Origin of the sequence: Sphingorhabdus pulchriflava (assembly GCF_003367235.1) — a bacterium.
Lineage (GTDB): Bacteria > Pseudomonadota > Alphaproteobacteria > Sphingomonadales > Sphingomonadaceae > Sphingorhabdus_B > Sphingorhabdus_B pulchriflava.
In genome coordinates this window covers 167,693-186,606 of the sequence record NZ_QRGP01000002.1, presented here as the reverse complement: position 1 = coordinate 186,606, position 18,914 = coordinate 167,693, and the positions used below count along the sequence as shown (strand labels likewise).

The window sequence follows — 18,914 nt, the reverse complement described above, 5'->3', positions numbered from 1 at the left end:
CTTCGGCTAAAAAGGCGCTAGAAAACGCCCATGTCTTCGCTTGAACATCTTGTCGCCGAGGAATTGGCCGCGCCTGTCGAACCTCAAGTGTCCGCAATGGCAGCGGCATTGGCGGCGAAATATCCAGGGGCCTCGCGGGCTATTTTATTTTACGGCAGTTGCCTGCGCGAAAGCCAGCTCGACGGGCTGATGCTCGATTTCTACCTGATCGTTTCGAACTATGAAGCAGCATATGGCAAAAGCTGGCTGGCGCGGGCAAATAGACTGATCCCGCCTAATGTCTTTCCATTTGAACATGACGGGCTGATGGCCAAATATGCGGTGTTGAGCGAGGAGGACTTTCGCCGGCTGAACAGCCCTGACACGCGCAATGTCTCCGTCTGGGCCCGCTTTGCGCAACCCTCACGGCTGGTGTGGAGTGTGGATGCGACAGCGCAGCAGGCCGCCATCGATTCTGTTTCTCGCGCCGCGCCGACTTTGCTGGCCGCCGCCGGATCAATTGATGGAGAAGCGCCGCTCGACTGGTGGCGCCGTGCCTTTGCCTTGACCTATTCGGTCGAACTGCGCGCGGAGCGCAAAAGCCGTTCCAACTCGGTGGTGGACGCGGACCCGGCACGCTATGAGCAATTTAGCGCGCCAGCAATGGCAGCCATCCCACCAAATGCGGTGCGCGGCAGCTGGGCCCGGCGCCGGATCGAAGGCAAATTGCTCTCGGTTGCCCGCCTCGCCAAGGCTGCCTTCACCTATTCGGGGGGGATTGACTACCTCGCGTGGAAGATAAATCGCCATGCGGGGACGCAGATCGAGATAAAGCCCTGGCAACGAAAATGGCCGCTTGTCGCGGCCTTCGTGCTGGTTCCCAAATTGCTCGCCAAAGGCGCAGTGCGCTAGCTGCGGAAAACGACGGTTTTGTTGCCATTGAGCAGCACCCGATCCTCCAGATGGTCGCGAACGGCGGCTGCGAGCACGCGGCTCTCGATATCACGGCCCTTCGCCACAAGATCCTCCGCAGTATCGGCATGGCTGACCGCTTCGACATCCTGTGCGATGATCGGACCTTCATCAAGGTCGGCGGTGACATAATGGGCGGTCGCGCCGATCATCTTCACCCCGCGTGCATGCGCCTGATGATAGGGCTTGGCACCCTTGAAGCCAGGCAGGAAGCTGTGGTGGATGTTGATGCAGCGGCCAGAAAGGAAGCTAGCAAAATCATCAGACAATATCTGCATATACCGCGCCAGCACGACCAGTTCCGCCCCGGTCTCCGAGATCAGCGCCTTGATCGCAGCTTCCTGTTCAGACTTGGTTTCTGGCGAAATTGGAAAATGGTGCCAGGGAATGTCGCCGACCAGCGAAGGTTTCGAGGAATCGCGTGGATGGTTGGAGGCGATCGCCACCACATCCATCTTCAACTCCCCGACCCGCACACGATAGAGCAGGTCTTCGAGGCAATGGTCGAATTTGGAGACCATAAGCAACACCTTGCGCGGCGCATCAGCATCGCGGATCTGCCAATGCATCGCCAACCGCTCCGCCAAAGGCGCAAATTGTGCTCTCAGGGTATCGGCGTCAGGCGCTCCCGGTAAAGCTTCAAACACCACCCGCATAAAGAATTGCGCATCTTCACGGTCGTTAAACTGCTGCGATTCAAGAATGTTGCAACCATGATTGGCGAGAAAGCCGGAGACAGCAGCAACCAGCCCCGGAGCATCCGGGCACGATAAAGTGAGGGTGTAACGCTTCGTCATCGCTGCAGGTTAGATGATGCCGACTGCTTTGCCTGCCCGCTCAAACCGATCCAGAATGTCCTGCACCTGCTCGTTTGTATGCTCGGCACAGAGAGAGCAGCGGAGCAGCGTCATACCGGCGGGGGTTGCCGGTGGGCGAGCAAGGTTGACGTAAAGGCCTTCCTTCAGCAGCGCTTCCCACATCATCGCACCGCGTTCCAGATCGGGCATGATGACGGCGATGATCGCAGACTGCGGTTCGTCGGTGCCCAGCTGGAAGCCAAGATCGCGCAACCCCTTGTGCAATGTCTTCGAATTTTCCCACAGATGCGCGCGCTTGTTGCTGCCGTGCATCAGCTTGCGCACCGATGTCGCGCTCGACGCCATCACGCTGGGTGGCAGGGCAGCGGTGAAGACATAAGGGCGGCAAACGAGGCGGAGAATTTCGAACTTGGGATGGTTCGAAACGCAGAAGCCGCCCACGGTGCCGACGCTTTTCGAGAAAGTGCCGATGATGAAATCAACGTCATCGATGCAGCCCTGCTCCTCGGCAACGCCGCGGCCATTCGCGCCGATAAAGCCCATCGAATGCGCTTCATCGACCAGCACCATCGCGCCATGCTCTTTCGAGATGCGGACCATCTCTCTCAACGGCGCGACATCGCCGAGCATCGAATAGACGCCTTCGAGAACCACCAGCTTACCCGCTTCGGCAGGCAGGCGTTTCAGCCGCTTTTCCAGCGCCCCGACATCATTGTGACGGAAAGCAACGATTTCGGCATCGCCCATCTTGCAGCCATCGTAAATCGACGCATGGCTGTCGATATCGAGGATGATATAGTCGCCCTTGCCGGCAATCGTACTGATGATGCCCAGATTGGCCTGATAGCCGGTCGAAAAGACCATTGCATGGTCCATATCGTAAAATTCGCGCAGCGCCGCCTCTACATCGCGATGCGGATGGAAGGTGCCGTTAAGAACGCGGCTTCCGGTCGTGCCTGCGCCGAAATCGTCAAAAGCCTGTTTGCCGGCAGCGATGACATCTTCATCAAAGGTCATGCCCATATAATTATAGGTGCCGAGCAGGATCGTTTCGCGCCCGTTGCAGATGGCGACGGTGGGTGACAGCACCTTTTCCATCACCAGATTGAACGGGTCGGTGAGGCCGGTTTCGAGCAGCGCGCGACGTTGTTCGATGAGCGGATCGAATTTGGAGAAAAGGTCGGTCATATCAATTTGTAAGTTTCAGCACCGCATCGACGAGCTGGCCGACATTTTCGATCTCGGCCTGCAAGTTCATCGTGATCACGATGTCAAAGCTGTCTTCTACTTCGGCGACAAAATCCATGACGGTCAGGCTGTCCCATTCGAGATCGCCGGCAAAGGTTGTGCTATCGCTCAGCTCGACGCCCTTTTTGTTGAACGGCCCGATCAACTCCTTGAGCTTGTCGAACATCTCACTGCGGTCGGTCATATATTGTCCCTAACTATGATCTGTTGCGCCATTGCCAGCCGAATGAGGCGGCAAAAGGGCGATTTCTGGTCCCTATCTATTACCGGCTTCTATAGCCATCCTTGCGCCTTATACCAGCGCGCGGTCGCTTTCAGTCCATCGAGCGTGCCAATTTGCGGCTGCCAGAGCGCTGCGGGAGGTGCTGCTTCGCGATCAATGACCCAGTCAGGATGGCTCATATAACTGGCTCTGTCGGGCGTCAGCTTGGCCTTGGCACCGCGCACCAGCCGGTCGCCCCAGGCTGCGGCAAAGAGCAGCGGGCGCGGAGCGGAAATTGTTGTGATACGGCGGTCCAGCGCCAAGCCAATTGCACGGGCAAAGCGGCGATGCTCCCACCCCCCCGGTTCGCCATCATCGGCCTCGAAGATCTGTGCCGTCGCATCCTCATGGGCGGGAAGCAGCGCAACCAGCAAGCGCGCGAGATCGTCGACATGGATCCACGATCCTTTGCCTGCAGGCGGTAGCAGACAGAAGCCCTTGGCGGCCATTTTGAACATCTCGAGCACTTCGGTGTCGCCGGGGCCATAGACGCCGGGTGGGCGGAGGATGGTCCAGTCGAGCATGCTGGTCGCAACCAGCTTTTCGCCTTTGGCCTTGCTCGATCCATATGCCGAAAGCTGCGGCTCGCGGGCGGACAGAGAGGAGACATGGACGAAGCGGCTTATGCCGGATTCCTTGGCGGCGCTCAGCAGTTGGGCGGTTCCGGTGACATTGCCCGCTTCAAATCCTGCCGCATCGGGCGCATTGACCACGCCTGCAATGTGCAAAACGGCATCTGCACCATCACACAATTGGGAGAGGCTTTCGGGCCGATCGAGCGCACCTTTCACCCATGTGACGCCCACTTTTTCCTGCTGGCTGCGGCGGGTAAGTGCGCGCACTTGCCATCCTGCTTCGACCAGTTGGTGCAACGTCGCACCGCCGACAAATCCGGTCGCACCGGTCAGGGCGACCACGCCCTTGCCTGCCATCAGAGCAGCACCATCTGGTCGCGGTGGACCAGCACCTGGCGAGGGACTGCGCCCAAAATGGTCTCGAGTTCGCTTGAACGTTTGCCGCAAATCTGCACGGCATCGGTGGCATCATATTCGGAAAGCCCGCGCGCCAGCGTTTCGCCCTCGGCTGTGACGATGTCGATGACATCGCCGCGCCGGAATTCGCCCTGCACATGAGTAGCCCCGGCTGGCAGCAAGCTCGCCCCTCCGCGCAGAGCCTTTGACGCACCAGCATCGACGATGATGCTGCCTTTGACCGACAGCCGCCCGCCAATCCAGCTTTTGCGCGCGCTGCCGCCTTCGCGGGGTGCAAACCATGTATAGGGCGCTCCATCGTCAAGCGCGGCAAGCGGATGGTCGCGCAGACCCGAGGCAATGGCGATGCCGATCCCTGCGCGCGTGGCGATATCTGCGGCATCGAGCTTCGATGCCATCCCACCCGAACCCATGCCGGACGATGAGTCGCCCGTCACCATGATGCGGATACGGCCATCGACTTTGGACACTTCGGGCACGAGCTGCGCCTCAGGATCTTTGGGGTCGCGGTCATAAAGCCCGTCGACATCGGACAGTAACACCACGCCATTTGCACTCGCCGCCTGTGCAACGCGTGCGGCCAGCCGGTCATTGTCGCCAAAGCGAATTTCCTCGGTCGCGACGCTGTCATTTTCGTTGAGGACGGGGACAGCGCCTGCGCCGAGCAGACGGTCCAATGTGGCCGTGATATTGAGATAGCGACGCCGATCCTCCAGATCGTCGAGAGTCACCAGCATCTGTGCGGCGGTCAGCCCTTGTGCGGCGAGCAATTCGGCCCAGATGCCCGACAACAGAATTTGCCCGACCGAGGCCGAAGCCTGCGCATCGGCAAGGCTGGCGCGGCCACCCTTTTCAAAACCCAACCGCCGAGCTCCGAGCGCAATCGCGCCTGAGCTAACGACGACGATCTTCTGCTTTGCCTTGTGGCGTGCAGCGATGTCGGCAATGAGAGTTTCAAGCCATTCACGCCGGACCGAACCGTCAGATTCGACCAGCAAGGACGATCCGACCTTCACGACCAGTAGCGGGCATGTGGCGGGGCTCAGATGGGCGACCATTCGCCTTCCTCATTATCCCCGCTCGAGGTTTCGACGCTGCTCTTGTCGGGTAGTGCCGCAATCACGCGGTCGAGCACCTTGTCGACGCCCTGGCCGGTTGCGCCGGAGATGGCGATCACCTCTTGCGCCCCGGCAGCTTCGAGTTGCGCGGATATGTCGGCCATCAACTCTTCATCGAGCAAGTCGCCTTTGTTGAGCGCAACGATTTGAGGCTTGTCTTCAAGGCCCGCACCATAAGCTTCGAGTTCTTCGCAGACGGTGTGCCATGCCTCAACCGGGTCGTCGCCGGTGGCATCGATCAGGTGGATCAAAATCTGGCAGCGTTCAATATGACCCAGAAAACGGTCGCCCACGCCTGCCCCTTCGGCGGCCCCTGCAATCAAGCCCGGTATGTCCGCGAGAACGAATTCACGGCCCTTATGGCTGACAACGCCCAATTGGGGGCGCAGCGTGGTGAAGGCATAGGCCCCGACCTTGGCCTTGGTGTTGGTCACCTGATTGATAAAGGTCGATTTGCCAGCATTGGGCAGGCCGACAAGTCCTGCATCAGCAAGCAGTTTCAGCCGCAGCCAGACCCATAATTCCTGTCCGTCCTCACCCGGCTGATGCTGGCGCGGGGCTCGGTTGGTGCTGGTTTTGTAGCTCGCGTTACCCCGACCGCCCATCCCGCCTTTGAGGAAGGTGATGCGCTGCCCGACCTTGGTCAGATCGGCAAGCAAGGTGCGCTCATCATCGTCGGCAAGAATCTGCGTACCGACCGGAACCTTGATCACCAGATCTTCGCCGCCCGCGCCATAGCGATCACGGCCTGCGCCGCCGCCGCCGCGCGGGGCCTTGAAATGCTGGGTGTAACGGAAGTCGATCAAGGTGTTGAGACCGGCGACGGCTTCGAAAATGATGTCTCCACCCCGTCCACCATTGCCGCCATCGGGGCCGCCATATTCGACATATTTTTCGCGGCGAAAGCTGACGGCCCCGGGGCCGCCGGCACCGGAGCGGATGTAGATTTTCGCCTGATCCAGGAAATGCATGGCCCGCCCTTAGGCGAGAGCGGCCGGTTTTACCAGCCTTGGCCTATCTTGCCCGTTGTTCGGTGCCCAATCCGGCGGTGATGAACAGTGCCGTCGCCTCGCGATCAATGTCGGCGGTGTGCCAGACGCCGGGCGGGTTGATGACATATTCACCAGCGCCAATTGTCACCGAAGCGGTTGAGCCGTCGGGAAATTCCTGGAAAAGCGTCATCTGGCCCGATGTGCACACAACAACTTCATCGCCTGCCGGATGCATTTCCCAACTGTCCCAGTTTTCGGTGAAATGGTGCATCGAAACCAGCCGTCCTTCGGCCCCATCGCCTCCGTGACGGCCGCCATAACCCATATACCATTCGATCCTGCCGGTGAATTCGGGCTGGGGGATTGCGGTTGCGCCAAGGCCAAGATGGAGCGGGAATTTCTCCAGTTTTCGAACGCTCATATTGAGAGAATCCCGCCCAAAGTTGACAAAACTGACACTATGTCCCGCAAGATTATTACATGATGAAAGCGTTGAGCTTGTTGCCATCAGGATCACGGAAATAGCCCGCGTAAAAGCCTTCATCACCGCGCGGTCCCGGGGGGCCTTCGCAGGTGCCGCCATTGGCCAGCGCGATGTCGTAGAGCCTGTGGACCTGTTCCTTATCCTTTGCTTCAAGCGCCACCATGACGCCATTACCGACTGTGGCGGCATTGCCGTCAAAAGGCTTGGTCAGGCCGATTCCTGCAGCCCCGCCCGGCTTACCCCAAGCGATGAACCCGTCAAATTCCATCATCCGCGGCGTATCGAGTTCGGCCGCAATGGCGTCATAAAATTTGGCGGCACGGGCAAGGTCGTTGGTGCCCAAAGTCACATAACCAATCATCGAATCATCTCCTCCAAAGTAAGTGGAACATTATGCGAACATATTGCTTGAAGTCAATCCTTCTTCGGTGGCCATTCCCCTGCCGCTGTCAGCTTTTCGATGGTCCGCGTTTCGAAATCGCTGGCATCGTGCCGTTCGGGCAAACAGGTGGCGGGATCGCCCATCACGCGGTTGACCATCCGCCCGCGCTGCGCCGCGGGGCGCGCCGCGATCTGCTTGGTCCAGCGTTGGACATTGCTGTAGCTGGCGACGTCGAGAAACTCGCCCGCCTCATAGACCAACCCCATGGCGAGTGCTCCGTACCAGGGCCAGATCGCGATATCGGCGATCGAATATTCGTCACCCGCCATATATTCGCGCTCCGCCAAATTGCGATCGAGCACATCCATCTGCCGCTTCACCTCCATCGCGAAGCGATCGATGCAATATTCGATCTTGAACGGCGCATAGGCATAAAAATGGCCGAAACCGCCACCGAGATAGGGTGCGCTGCCCATTTGCCAGAACAGCCAGCTTAACGCCTCAGTGCGCTTGGCGGGATCGGTGGGCAGGAAGGCGCCGAATTTCTCGGCGAGATAGAGCAGGATCGCACCTGATTCGAACACGCGCTGCGGCGTCGGGCCCGAGCGGTCGACCAATGCAGGAATTTTTGAATTGGGGTTCGCGTCAACAAAGCCCGAACCGAATTGGTCACCGCTGCCGATATTGATCAGCCAGGCATCATATTCGGCGCCTGCATGGCCCAGCGCGAGCAGTTCCTCGAGAAGCACCGTTACCTTCACCCCATTGGGCGTGCCGAGCGAGTAAAGCTGCAGCGGATGCTTGCCGATAGGCAGCTCCTTGTCATGCGTCGGGCCTGCAATCGGCCGGTTGATATTGGCAAAGCGCCCGCCGCTTTCCGTGTTCCACTCCCACACTTTGGCGGGTGTATATTCGGACAAGGTTTGGTTCTGCGTTTCGGGCATGGAGGGCTCCTCGATTGGGTTGTTCTTTGCAACCGGTATAGCGGGTGGATGGGCTTTGGGTAGGGGGATTGAGGCGTCCCGCGCCGGTCCTCAAGCCGCCGCTATCGTCGTCCGGTGCAGCAACCGGTGGTGGCCATCATAACCGCCGGTCGCGGCGTGGAGGACGGATCGGTTGTCCCACATCAGCAGCATGCCCGGCTGCCATTTATGGCGATATACGAACGCCTCCTGCCCCTGATATTGGTAGAGTTCGATCAGCAGCGGCAGCGCCTCTGCATCGTCCATGCCTTCAAAGCCGATGATATAGCCGAAACAGCTGAACAACCCGAGCCGCCCGGTTTCGGGATGCGCGCGGATATAGGGGTGGAGCTGGGTGGCCTCGGCATCCTTTGACGGGCGGATGTCCATCGAACGCTTCGCCTTGTCGCCCTCTCCATAAAAGCCATCGGGGGCATAAGCCCGCTTCGCCGAATGGATCGCCATCCGCCCCTCCACCCGCGCGCGCAGCTTATCGGGCATTTCATCGAGCGCCGCATGCTGGTTAGCGAACAGCGTGTCGCCGCCGATGGGTGGGATTTTTATGCCATAAAGGCAGGTGCCAGCCGGTGGCCGCGCCTGAAAGCTCCAGTCGCTATGCCAGTTTTCGGCGAACAGCGGCGAGGTCTCATCCGCCAGCCGCTCGACCGCAATCACATGCATGCGCCCCGGCACCGGCGCGATGAAGGGATCATCGCCAAAACCGCCAAAATGCAGCGTGAAGCGTTCCAGATCATCGTCGCTCAAATCCTGATCGGGAAAGGCAAGCACATGATGCTGAAGCCAAGCCGCGCGGATCGCACCGACTAGATCGGCGGACAGCGGCTGGCGCAGGTCAACACCGGTAACGGTTGCACCGCACGCCTGGCCGGATGGGGTTATCTGCATAGGGGGCCTCTCCTGTTGGGTGAGGCTAGTATGTGGACGGCGATTGTCAATCTTGTGGAGAGGCTCCTGGGCTCACCCTCTGACCAAAGGCGCACAAGCCTCCACTAGCCAGTCCTTTGCCTCACCCTCCAGTTGCGGGCCGACAATTTCCAGCACGCGGGCATGGTAATCATCCCACCAGCGCAGTTCGTCGCGGGTGAGCAGGCTGGTGTCGACCAGGGCCTTGTCGATCGGGGCCCAGGTGAGGTTTTCAAAGCCGTAATAGGTGCCTTCCGCGCCCTCAATCTGCCGTTCTTCGACCAGCACCAGATTTTCGATGCGGATGCCATAGGCGCCGGTTTTGTAATAACCGGGCTCGTTCGAAAGGAACATGCCGGGGAGGAGGGTTTCGCCGGTTCCGGCCTGCCCGCCCGCCGATTTGGCGATACGCTGCGGGCCTTCATGGACCGAAAGGAACGCGCCGACGCCGTGGCCGGTGCCATGCGCGTAATCGACGCCTGCAGCCCAAAGATATTGCCGCGCGAGCGCGTCCAATTGGCTGCCTGCCGTACCTTCGGGGAAGGTCGCGCGGGTGAGCGCGATATGGCCCTTGAGCACGCGGGTATAGCGATCCTTCATCTCCGCTGTCGGCTCACCGGGTCCGATCCAGACGGTGCGGGTAACATCGGTGGTGCCATCGAGATACTGCCCGCCGCTATCGACCAGATAGATGCTGCCCGGCTCGATCCGCCGGTTCGATTGCTCATCAACGCGATAATGCGGCAGCGCGGCGTTGGGGCCAGCCGCCGAGATGGTGTCGAACGAAAGGTCGCGCAGCTTGCCGGTTGCCTCGCGGAAGCTCTGGAGCTTGGCCGCAGCGCTCAATTCGGTCTCGCCGCCCTTGGGGGCTTCAATCGACAGCCAGTGGAGGAAGCGGGTGAGCGCAGCGCCATCGCGCGCCTGCGCGGCACGGTGGCCCGCCTGTTCGACCGGGTTTTTCTGCGCGCGCGGAATCACGGTGGGGTCGCGCAATTGGACGACTTCGGCCCCTCCGCTCGCCAGCTTGTCGAAGATCGCCGCGACCGCGCGTTCAGGGTCGACCGCGATGCGCTTGCCCTGCATGCCTTGAAGCGCGGGCGCAAAGGCGGTGCGCGGGTGCAAACGCACGGCGTTGCCCAGATGCTGGCGCACCTCGTCGGTGATCTTGTCGGGTTCGACATAGAAATCGGCGGTGCCATCGCCGTTGATGACAGCGAAAGAAAGCGCGACCGGCGTGCGCGACACATCCGATCCGCGAATGTTAAACGCCCAAGCCACGCTGTCGAGCGCCGACAGGATAGCCGCATCCAATTTGCGCTCGGCCAGCCAGTCGGCAATTGCCGCACGCTTTTCGGCGCTACCCTGCCCGGTATATTCGTCACCGAGTACGATCAGCTTGGCATTGGAGGGATCGGGGCGGCCCGCCCATACCTTGTCGATCGGGTTCTCGCATACTGCGACCAGTTCGGCCCCGACCGAAGCGAGCGCCTTGGCCGCGGCATCGGCCCAGCCCTTGGTATGCACCCAAGGGTCATAGCCAATCCGTGCGCCCTGTTTGGCATTGGTCTTCAGCCAGTCAGCGACGCTGGTCTGCGGCACCTGTTGATATTGCCACAATTTGCCATCAACCTGCTCGCGCACCTGAATGGTGTAGCGCCCGTCGACGAAAATCGCCGCTTCCTCGGAAAGCACTGCCGCTGTCCCCGCCGAACCGCCAAAGCCGGTGAGCCATGCCAGACGCTGGGCATATTCGCCGATATACTCGCTCATATGCTCATCGCAGATGGGGATGACGAAACCGTCGAGCCGGTCGGTCTTCAACTGTTCGCGCAAGGCTGCAAGGCGGGCTTCATAGGTGGACATGGGTGATTCCTGTTCTTAAGTGTTGCCCCTATATAGAGAGGACGTCGCCCGTATGAAACTGCTCCTGAAGCTCGGAACCTCGATTGCCCTTTGCATCAGCGCCGCGCCGGTGCTGGCAGCCATCACAGAGAAAGACAGCATGACCGCCAAGACCGATACCCAAGTCCAGCCCCCGATCGCCGAGAAGCGCCCGCACAGCTATACCGTGCATGGCGTGACGATTACCGACGACTATCACTGGCTGCGCGATCAAGGCTATCCGAAGATCGAGAATAAGGAGATACTCGCGCATCTCGAGAAGGAAAACGCCTATTTCGAAGCGCAGATGAAGCCACAGGAAAAGCTGGTCGAGACGATCTTTCAGGAGATGAAGGGGCGGATCAAGGAGGATGATTCTTCGGTCCCGCAAAAGGATGGCGACTATATCTACTGGTCGAAATTCGATGAAGGCGCGCAATATCGCAAGCATTACCGCAAGCCGGTCAAGGGCGGTGCCGACCAGCTGATCCTCGATGAAAACAAGCACGCCGAGGGCAAAGACTATTTCCGGCTGGGTGCCGCCGAAGTCAGCCCCGACGGCAAGCTGCTCGCCTATGCCTATGACGATAATGGGTCGGAGCGCTTCGACCTGCACATCCGCAACCTCGAAACCGGCGAAGAGCTGGCCGACATCATCCCCGGCACGCTTTCGAGCATCGTCTGGACCAAGGACAGCAAGGGCCTGGTCTATGGCCTTGCAAACGAAAATTGGCGCACCGACAATGCCTATTACCACCGGCTGGGCGACGATCCGAAGAACGCCAAATTGCTCTACAAAGAAGCCGATATCGGCTTTGGCGTCGGCGTCGGCCTGACCGCGCAGGAAGACTGGATCATTATCGCCACCGGCGACAATGTGACCAGCGAAGTGCGGCTGGTGCCTGCGGACAATCCGTTAGCCGAACCCATTCTCGTTGCCCCGCGCAAAGTCGGTCGCGAATATAGCGTCGATGTGCGCGACGGCACGCTCTACATCCTGACCAACGACGATCATGTGAATTTCCGCGTCGCCACCGCCAGCCTGAAGGCTCCGGGCGGTTGGAAAACGCTGATTGCGGGTTCGGACAAGCATTATTTGACCGGCGTTTCGCTGTTCAAGGATTTCTTCGTTACCGAAGGCCGGATTGACGGCCTCGATCAGGTCGAGGTGCGCCGCTACAACAGCCCGACCAAGGCCGAGCCAATCAAATTTGCCGAGGCGAGCTATGTCGCGGAGCTTGGCGAGAACCCCGAATATGATGTGCAGAAATTGCGCCTCGACTATGAATCGATGGTCACGCCCGACACGGTGTTCGACTATACCGTCGCAACCGGCAATTTCGAAACATTGAAGGTACAGGAAATCCCCAGCGGCTATGACGCCAACCAGTACCAGACCGAGCGCGTGACCATCACCGCGCGCGATGGCACCAAGGTGCCGGTGTCGATCCTGTACAAGAAAGGTTTCAAGAAGGACGGCAGCCAGCCGCTGCACCTCTACGCCTATGGCGCCTATGGCTACGCAATGCCGCCGGGTTTCTCTGCCAACCGGCTGAGCTATGTCGACCGCGGCTTTGCCTATGCGATCGCACATATCCGCGGCGGTGATGATCTGGGCTATCAATGGTATCTCGACGGCAAGCTGACCAAGCGGACCAACACGTTCAACGACTTTGTCGACGCCGGAAAGGCGCTGATTGAGATGGGCTATACGAGCAAAGGCAAGCTGACTGCGAGCGGTGGTTCGGCGGGTGGTGAGCTGATGGGTGCGGTGCTCAACCAGGCCCCCGAAATTTTCGGAGCGGTGGTCAGCCACGTCGCCTTTGTCGATGTGCTCAACACCATGCTCGACGAGACATTGCCGCTGACCCCCGGCGAATGGCCCGAATGGGGCAACCCGATCACCGACAAGGCTGCGTTCGATTATATCCGCAGCTATTCGCCTTACGACAATGTCTTGCCACAAGCCTATCCGCCGATGCTGTGGACCGCCGGCCTCAACGACCCGCGCGTAACCTATTGGGAGCCCGCCAAGATGGTCGCCAAACTGCGCAGCGTTAAGACCGACGACAATGTGCTGCTGCTCAAAACCAATATGGGCGCTGGCCATGGCGGGAAGAGCGGACGCTTTGACCGTTTGCGCGAAAATGCCGAGGAAGCGGCGTTTCTGGTATGGCAATTGGGGTTGGCGACCAAATAGAGGGTCGGCCTTGCCGATACGTATTCAAGATTTGGCTTTGGCTTCCAGTTCTTCTGGAAGCGAAATTCCATATTGCATTGCTTCCTTTGCAAGGCCGGCAACCAAATGTTCCATGTCTGACGATAGGTCCATCACCTTAAGGTAAAGCTCGGGAACGGAGCGGATCAGGCCATATCCTGCCTCATCTCCAAACTTTGGTACCTTGGGTGGTAATGGTTTGACGTCGAAATCTGGCGTGATGTGCCACACGATCCCGAGAATGCGGCTGTTCAAGATATTGAGTATTCGCGGCGTACTTGTAGCAAGCAAAGCCGATGGCATGGCCGCTACATATTTTGCAGCAGCGACAATGGCTGCTCGCGCACGCACAGGGATGGCAGACTCAAGCCAGTTCAAGGTGCGTCGCAGATCCTCCTGGTCAGCCTCGTGGGCATTTTCGAGCAAATAGCGATAGCCAATCATGGTTTCAGTCCACGATGCAGGATCGTGACCTACCGCGCTCCAGAAATAATCAACCGCATCCACCAGAGTGTGGCGTTCACCATCTTCATGGACAAAGGCACCTTCCCGAGTAATGATAAGGCTACGTCCCCCGCCATCCGGCTGCGCATATTTGAACGAAGGTTCGAAATTGCGTTTTTTTCTGCGATCGTCGTCCATAATGACCTCTTTAATCGCTCTGTAAGAGAAAATCGTGAACAGAATGCACACCCCTTTCAGCCGCACCTTCACCCCCACCCCCGCCGACATTGACGAACTCGGCCATGTCAACAATGCCGTGTGGGTGCGGTGGATTCAGGATATGGCGACATCGCATTGGGCGGCCACGGCTGCGCCCGAACATGTGGACGCCTATATCTGGGTCGTGACCCGGCACGAGATTGACTATCGCGGCAATGTGGCGCTGGGCGAAGGCGTGACCGGGCGGACATGGATCGAAAAGCCGCCGCGCGGCGCAACCTTTGACCGGCGGGTGGAGTTTGTGAACGATGCGGGCAAGGTGATCGTCAGTGCCAATACGACATGGGCGATGCTCGACCGGGCTTCGGGGCGGCTGATGCGAGTGCCCGCCGATGTGGCCGCGCCTTTCCTCGGTTCAGCCTAATAGGTTTCGTGCTTGCCACAACCTTTGTATCACCGTCGCCAAGCACAGCACTGCAAACAGCAATGCCAATTGCGGGAACAGCGCCGGAAACAGGCACATCGCGACGAAGAAGGCGATCGTCTCGCCTCCCTCCATCAATCCGGTCGAGTAGGTGAAGGCTTTGGCCCCGTGCCCCAAATCGCGTCCCGCCAGAATCGCGGCAAGCGCGAGGAAGCTGACGGCGGTGAGGGTGAAGCTCGCCACCAAAATCAGCCCCGACAGCTCATTGGCTGGGGATGCAAAAGCGAAACCCAGCGGCACGGCGATGTAGAAAAGATAATCGCACAGGCTATCGAGATAGCCGCCCCACGCGCTCGGGCCCCTGACCCGCGCTACCGCGCCGTCGAGACCGTCGAGCAGACGGTTGGCCGCAAGCAAAGCCAGCGCCACCAGCCAATTTTGCAGCAGCAGCGAATAGAAAAGCGGCACGACCAGCACCGCACCCGTCAATGTAATGGCATTCGCGCCGATACCGCTGCGTGCAACCCACGCGCCCATCCGGTTGAGCGCAGGATCAATCAGCTGGCGCAGGCGGGTGTCGAACAATCGCTGGGCCTATTTCTTTTCCAGCTTTTCCTTGAGCGCCGCGAGCGCGCCAAAAGGCCCGGCCTCGCTTTCATCCTTTACCCCGGCTGCCTTCAAGACGGCATCGGCGTTCGGGCTGCGCGGAAAGGGGTCGAGCGCGAGAGCAAGGCTTTGGGCCACGGCCTCGCCCAGATCAATCACCCGCCCGTCATGCGTCAGCGTATCGCAATCATCAGCGGCCAATTCTATTTCGGCATCGGGTTCATGCCCAAGTTCGGCGACAAAGCGGATGTTCAGCGGTTCCTGCACCCTGGCCGCCACGGGTTCTCCGGTAGCGATGCAGGCCTGCTGCGCCTCTGCCCGCAACTGACCGTCAAGGACAATCGCCTCTCCCTCTCGGTGATAGCGGACGTCGGCTTCAAGCATGTCGAGCGCTAAAAGGTCAAAACGCTTGGCAAGCGCGGCGCGCTCGGTGGCGTTGGCGGCAAGCTGTCGGCTGACGATAGTCGAACCGATTTCCGAAAGCGGGACCGTGACGCTGAATTCGGGGGCGGGAATGATGGTCATCCGCCTATCCCGTCAGCAAGAATCGTCTGGGCTTGCATCCCGGCCAGCCGGTCCACAAAGGCCAGTGCGTCATCACGAACGTGGCCTAAGCTCGCTGGCTCCGGCTCGGTCCCGGCGTAAAGATTGCGAACCAGCGCCGCGCCAAAGGCAGAGGCCCTTTCGGGCGCGGCCAGAGCATCGCGATACGCGCCCAACCTGCCGCCCAGCGCCCCTACCAACCGGCCAATATGCTTACCGACAATCATGTCGCCGATCCCGACTTCGCGCAGTTGCGGGTCCATATCTTCGACAAACAGTTCGATAAGCAGGGCAGTCGAGCCCGCCTGTTCGGTATCACCTTCCAGCCGCAGCAGCACGAGCGACAATATGGTTGCGACCATTTCGAAGCGACCTTCGATGGTATCGGCCACCTTGCCCTCGACAAACCAGTGCGGCTGGCGCGCGGTGGCAACAATTTGCGCGTATAGTGGGCGCAGGGCGTCGCGCGGATCGGCCTCTTTCTTGCGGAACAGGCGCTGCAACAGCAACATTATGAAAAACTCCCGATGGGTGCGTCAGATTGGCGGCTCATCCGCCGTTCATTTCGCGATGGATATTGCCATTGCCGCCCAAGGATGCAATGGCAATGCCGCTTATCGACCAAGAAGGCCCCAATATGCCGAAGACCAAGATTTCCAAAGCCCTTACCCTTGCTGCTGTCGCGGGAATCGCGATGCTTGCGCAAGGGTGTACGCAATTTCGCGGACATCAGGGCTATATCGGCGACAGCGTGTTGCTGACTTCGGTGCAGGCGGGCGTCGATAACAAGGAATCGGTGCAGGCCACGCTGGGTCGCCCGACCTTTACCGGCCAGTTTGGCAGCAATGACTGGTATTATTTTGCACGCGACACCAAGCAGTTGGCGTTCCGCAACCCGCGCCCAACCGCGCAGTCGATCATCCATGTCCAGTTTGACAATGCTGGCAATGTCGTCGCCGTGAACCAGAAGGGCATGGAAAATGTTGTTCAGCTGAACCCTGAAGGTGACAAGACCCGCACATTGGGCCGCGAGACCAGCTTCTTTGAAGAACTGTTTGGCAATATCGGTTCGGTCGGCGCGCCAGGCGCCGGACAGGGTGGTTCAAGCGGGCGGCCCTAAGCCGAAACGCTTATTGCGCCACCCCGGCTGAAGCGAGCACCGCCAGCGCGACAATTTCCGACGCACTCGACGACATGGTCGCGATCTGCACCGGCTTTTCCATCCCCACCAGCATCGGGCCGATCACCTGATCGCCGCCCAGTTCGCGCAGCAGCTTGGCCGAAAGATTGGCCGATTGCAGCCCGGGCATGACCAACACATTGGCAGGGCCTGACAGGCGACAAAAGGGATAGTTCGCCATCAGCGCCGGGTTGAGCGCGACGTCAGGGGCCATTTCGCCTTCATATTCGAAGGCGACCTTGCGGCTGTCGAGCAGCGCCACCGCTTCGCGGATATTGCCGAGCCAGTTGCCCGCCGGATTGCCAAAGGTCGAATAGGAAAGGAACGCGACGCGCGGCGTATGCCCCATACGGCGCGCAACTTGCGCAGTCTGTTCGGCGATATAGGCCAGCTCTTCCGAACTCGGCCGTTCGTTGACCGTGGTGTCGGACATGAAGACCGTATGCGTCTTGCCGACAAGAACATGAATGCCGAACGGAATCTCGCCCTTTTTCGAATCGAGCACGCGCCGCAATTCGCGCATTGTTTGCGCAAAGGTGCGGGTGATGCCGGTGATCATCGCGTCGCCCTGATCCATTGCCAGCATCAGTGCGCCAAAGATGTTGCGGTCGCGGTTGACCATGCGCTGAATGTCGCGACGCAAATAGCCGCGGCGTTGCAGGCGCAGATAGAGCCGGTCGACCATCGCAGGAACCAGCGGGCTGGAGACGCTGTTGTGGATCTCATAGCTTTCGGGGTTAGCAACCCCCATCGCCTGCAGCTTGGCGAGCACGGTCGCATCGCGCCCGACCAGCACAGGGGTACCATAGCCATCCTGCCGGAACTGGACGGCGGCGCGCAGCACGACATCTTCTTCGGCCTCGGCAAAGATCACCCGTTTCGGTTTCGCACGTGCCGCTTCATACACCTGTGCCATCACCGAGGTTGTCGGGTTCTGGCGCGCGCGCAGCGAGGCGCGATAGGCATCCATATCGGCAATCGGCTTTTGCGCGACCCCGCTGTCCATCGCTGCCTTGGCCACCGCCGAGGAAACAACCTCGATCAGGCGCGGGTCGAAGGGGGCCGGGATGATATAATCGCGGCCAAAGCTTTGCGCATTACCGCCATAGGCCGCAGCCACATCCTCATGCACCGTCTCGCGCGCCAGCTCGGCAATCGCATTGGCGGCGGCGATTTTCATCTCTTCGTTGATGGTCGTCGCCCGCACATCGAGCGCGCCACGGAAGATGAAGGGGAAGCCGAGAACATTGTTGACCTGGTTGGGATAATCCGACCGCCCCGTCGCCACGATTGCATCGGGCCGCGCCTCCATCGCATCGGGCGGGGTGATTTCGGGATCGGGGTTGGCCATCGCGAAAATGATCGGCTGGTCGGCCATGTCGCGAACCATATCCTTGGTCATCGCATTCGCCGCCGAAAGCCCAAGGAAAACGTCTGCACCCTTGATCGCCTCTGCCAATGTGCGCGCCTCGGTGGGGACGGCATGGGCCGATTTCCACTGGTCCATGCCTTCGGTACGGCCCTGATAGATCACGCCCTTACGGTCGCACATGATCACATTGCCATGCGGCACGCCCATCGCCTTGATCAGCTCGGTACAGGCAATCGCCGCTGCACCCGCACCGTTGCAGACGACCTTGATGTCCTTGAGGCTGCGACCTGTGAGCAGGCAGGCGTTGATCAAGCCGGCCGCCGAGATGATCGCAGTGCCATGCTGGTCGTCGTGAAAGACGGGGATGTTCATGCGTTCGCGCAGTGTCTGCTCAATCACAAAGCAGTCGGGAGCGGCAATATCCTCAAGATTGATGCCGCCAAAGGTCGGCTCGAGCAGTTCGACGGCATCGATGAAGCGTTGAGCATCCTCGGTCTTCACCTCGATATCGATCGAGTCGACATCGGCGAAGCGTTTGAAGAGAACCGCCTTGCCCTCCATCACCGGCTTTGAGGCCAAGGCCCCCAGATTGCCCATGCCAAGGATGGCGGTGCCGTTCGAAATCACCGCAACCAGATTGCCCTTGGCGGTATAATCATAGGCCGTCGCCGGATCGTCAGCGATAGCCTGCACCGGCACCGCAACGCCGGGCGAGTAAGCGAGGCTCAAATCACGCTGGGTCGCCATCGGCTTGGTCGCGACGATCTCGATCTTTCCGGGACGTCCCTGCGAATGGAACAGCAATGCTTCGCGGGCGGTAAAGGGGACGTCGCTTTCGCTCATGGGATCATTTGCCTTGCTTTTTTTCTGATATGCGCCCGCCCTAGCGGCAAG

The 18,914-nt window shown here is 59.8% G+C and carries 20 protein-coding genes; 4 read left to right on the top strand and 16 right to left on the bottom strand.

Annotation, left to right across the window (positions count from 1 at the left end):
• Nucleotides 1–30: 30 nt before the first annotated feature.
• Nucleotides 31–891 (top strand): hypothetical protein, encoded by an 861-nt coding sequence (locus tag DXH95_RS11615; RefSeq protein WP_115549702.1) that lies wholly within the window; start codon nucleotides 31–33, stop codon nucleotides 889–891.
• On the opposite strand, the gene purU is transcribed toward DXH95_RS11615, so the two are convergent.
• From purU to DXH95_RS11560, 11 genes are all read right to left on the bottom strand, one after another.
• On the bottom strand, nucleotides 888–1,748 hold the full coding sequence (gene purU, locus DXH95_RS11610) for a formyltetrahydrofolate deformylase (protein WP_115549701.1): 861 nt from the start codon (nucleotides 1,746–1,748) through the stop codon (nucleotides 888–890). The genes DXH95_RS11615 and purU overlap by 4 nt on opposite strands.
• Before the next feature lie 9 nt (nucleotides 1,749–1,757).
• Nucleotides 1,758–2,957 (bottom strand): serine palmitoyltransferase, encoded by a 1,200-nt coding sequence (spt, locus tag DXH95_RS11605; RefSeq protein WP_115549700.1) that lies wholly within the window; start codon nucleotides 2,955–2,957, stop codon nucleotides 1,758–1,760.
• A 1-nt stretch (nucleotide 2,958) separates the two neighbouring features.
• Entirely contained in the window at nucleotides 2,959–3,201 is a 243-nt protein-coding gene (locus DXH95_RS11600; protein WP_115549699.1) for an acyl carrier protein, read from the bottom strand.
• Between the two features lie 89 nt (nucleotides 3,202–3,290).
• A complete protein-coding gene (locus tag DXH95_RS11595) occupies nucleotides 3,291–4,211 on the bottom strand; it encodes an NAD-dependent epimerase/dehydratase family protein (RefSeq protein ID WP_115549698.1) in 921 nt (306 codons plus the stop codon).
• A complete protein-coding gene (gene proB / locus DXH95_RS11590; RefSeq protein ID WP_115549697.1) occupies nucleotides 4,211–5,329 on the bottom strand; it encodes a glutamate 5-kinase in 1,119 nt (372 codons plus the stop codon). The genes DXH95_RS11595 and proB overlap by 1 nt, the downstream gene beginning before the upstream one ends.
• Complete coding sequence (obgE, locus tag DXH95_RS11585) at nucleotides 5,314–6,360, bottom strand: GTPase ObgE (RefSeq protein ID WP_115549696.1); 1,047 nt, start codon at nucleotides 6,358–6,360, stop codon at nucleotides 5,314–5,316. The genes proB and obgE overlap by 16 nt, the downstream gene beginning before the upstream one ends.
• A 43-nt stretch (nucleotides 6,361–6,403) precedes the next feature.
• The gene (locus DXH95_RS11580; RefSeq protein ID WP_115549695.1) at nucleotides 6,404–6,802 is read right to left on the bottom strand and encodes a cupin domain-containing protein; all 399 of its coding nucleotides are present in this window, start codon (nucleotides 6,800–6,802) and stop codon (nucleotides 6,404–6,406) included.
• A gap of 55 nt (nucleotides 6,803–6,857) precedes the next feature.
• A complete protein-coding gene (locus DXH95_RS11575; protein ID WP_115549694.1) occupies nucleotides 6,858–7,226 on the bottom strand; it encodes a VOC family protein in 369 nt (122 codons plus the stop codon).
• A gap of 53 nt (nucleotides 7,227–7,279) precedes the next feature.
• Nucleotides 7,280–8,191, bottom strand: coding sequence for a glutathione-dependent disulfide-bond oxidoreductase (gene yghU / locus DXH95_RS11570; RefSeq protein WP_115549693.1), 912 nt, complete (start codon nucleotides 8,189–8,191; stop codon nucleotides 7,280–7,282).
• A 90-nt stretch (nucleotides 8,192–8,281) separates the two neighbouring features.
• The gene (locus DXH95_RS11565) at nucleotides 8,282–9,115 is read right to left on the bottom strand and encodes a TauD/TfdA dioxygenase family protein (protein ID WP_115549692.1); all 834 of its coding nucleotides are present in this window, start codon (nucleotides 9,113–9,115) and stop codon (nucleotides 8,282–8,284) included.
• 72 nt (nucleotides 9,116–9,187) lie between these two features.
• Nucleotides 9,188–10,996, bottom strand: coding sequence for an aminopeptidase P family protein (locus tag DXH95_RS11560; protein WP_115549691.1), 1,809 nt, complete (start codon nucleotides 10,994–10,996; stop codon nucleotides 9,188–9,190).
• A 139-nt stretch (nucleotides 10,997–11,135) separates the two neighbouring features.
• On the opposite strand from DXH95_RS11560, the gene DXH95_RS11555 reads away from it, so the two are divergent.
• Entirely contained in the window at nucleotides 11,136–13,214 is a 2,079-nt protein-coding gene (locus DXH95_RS11555) for a S9 family peptidase (RefSeq protein WP_239016670.1), read from the top strand.
• A gap of 24 nt (nucleotides 13,215–13,238) precedes the next feature.
• Here DXH95_RS11555 and DXH95_RS11550 read toward each other — a convergent pair whose 3' ends face one another.
• A complete protein-coding gene (locus DXH95_RS11550) occupies nucleotides 13,239–13,946 on the bottom strand; it encodes a hypothetical protein (RefSeq protein WP_147291731.1) in 708 nt (235 codons plus the stop codon).
• Here DXH95_RS11550 and DXH95_RS11545 point away from each other — a divergent pair.
• Nucleotides 13,918–14,319, top strand: a complete 402-nt coding sequence (locus tag DXH95_RS11545; RefSeq protein WP_115549688.1) for an acyl-CoA thioesterase — start codon at nucleotides 13,918–13,920, stop codon at nucleotides 14,317–14,319. The two genes, DXH95_RS11550 and DXH95_RS11545, sit on opposite strands and share 29 nt — an antisense overlap.
• Here the strand turns inward: DXH95_RS11545 and DXH95_RS11540 are convergent.
• The 3 genes from DXH95_RS11540 to DXH95_RS11530 are packed head-to-tail and all read right to left on the bottom strand — an operon-like array spanning nucleotide 14,311 to nucleotide 15,980.
• On the bottom strand, nucleotides 14,311–14,904 hold the full coding sequence (locus DXH95_RS11540) for a CDP-alcohol phosphatidyltransferase family protein (protein WP_115549687.1): 594 nt from the start codon (nucleotides 14,902–14,904) through the stop codon (nucleotides 14,311–14,313). The two genes, DXH95_RS11545 and DXH95_RS11540, sit on opposite strands and share 9 nt — an antisense overlap.
• Nucleotides 14,905–14,913: 9 nt before the next feature.
• Nucleotides 14,914–15,450, bottom strand: coding sequence for a YceD family protein (locus tag DXH95_RS11535; RefSeq protein ID WP_115549686.1), 537 nt, complete (start codon nucleotides 15,448–15,450; stop codon nucleotides 14,914–14,916).
• On the bottom strand, nucleotides 15,447–15,980 hold the full coding sequence (locus DXH95_RS11530) for a ubiquinol-cytochrome C chaperone family protein (RefSeq protein ID WP_115549685.1): 534 nt from the start codon (nucleotides 15,978–15,980) through the stop codon (nucleotides 15,447–15,449). The genes DXH95_RS11535 and DXH95_RS11530 overlap by 4 nt, the downstream gene beginning before the upstream one ends.
• Nucleotides 15,981–16,069: 89 nt before the next feature.
• On the opposite strand from DXH95_RS11530, the gene DXH95_RS11525 reads away from it, so the two are divergent.
• Nucleotides 16,070–16,588, top strand: coding sequence for an outer membrane protein assembly factor BamE (locus DXH95_RS11525; RefSeq protein ID WP_338061708.1), 519 nt, complete (start codon nucleotides 16,070–16,072; stop codon nucleotides 16,586–16,588).
• A 10-nt stretch (nucleotides 16,589–16,598) separates the two neighbouring features.
• On the opposite strand, the gene DXH95_RS11520 is transcribed toward DXH95_RS11525, so the two are convergent.
• On the bottom strand, nucleotides 16,599–18,863 hold the full coding sequence (locus DXH95_RS11520) for an NADP-dependent malic enzyme (RefSeq protein ID WP_115550156.1): 2,265 nt from the start codon (nucleotides 18,861–18,863) through the stop codon (nucleotides 16,599–16,601).
• Between the last annotated feature and the right edge of the window lie 51 nt (nucleotides 18,864–18,914).